The sequence below is a fragment of the Paractinoplanes deccanensis genome, from assembly GCF_016862115.1.
Classification (GTDB): domain Bacteria; phylum Actinomycetota; class Actinomycetes; order Mycobacteriales; family Micromonosporaceae; genus Actinoplanes; species Actinoplanes deccanensis.
Window position 1 is genome coordinate 1 of record NZ_BOMI01000261.1, and the last position, 531, is coordinate 531.

Annotated in this window: 1 protein-coding gene; it reads right to left on the minus strand. The window is 66.9% G+C overall.

Going from position 1 to position 531, the window contains the following annotated elements; genetic code table 11:
- On the minus strand, positions 1-452 hold a 452-nt coding region (locus Ade02nite_RS48920), incomplete at its 3' end, for a hypothetical protein (RefSeq protein ID WP_203778305.1).
- Positions 453-531 lie beyond the last annotated feature (79 nt).

Consider the following 531-nt stretch of genomic DNA (forward strand, 5'->3'; position numbering starts at 1 on the left):
TCCAGATCGCCGGGAACGTTGATCGACCGGTAGTCGAGCCGGGCCCGGTCCCGCGTGAACCGGCCCGGATAACCGCCACCCATCGGCCACAGCACCACCTGATGAATGCGGTAACTCGCGCGACGGTAGCGCAGCGCCAGATCCGCCCAGTAGGACACCATCCGCTCCTCGAAGTCCACGGTGCGCTTCACCTGAACCTCGACGTGGTACACGTCAACCGGCATCCCGTCGTTGCGCTCCACCAGGAACACCTTGTCGCATTGACGGCTGCGCTGCCGCGGATGCTCGGTCGGCCCGTCCAGAACCACCTCCCGGCCCTCGACCCGCGCCCCGCACAACAACTGCAACGCATCCCGCGGATGAGCCTGCAACAACGCCTTGTACAAACCGTCGAAATCGCGAGCCGGCGCCGCCCGCGGCGACCCTGCATCGCCGGACATGAGGTCCGTCATGGTTCCTCCCCTGCGCGCCTGTCATCGGGCGCGGAGGACAGCCTGCCGCACCCGCGACTAGTAGTCAAGGGACTCGTTG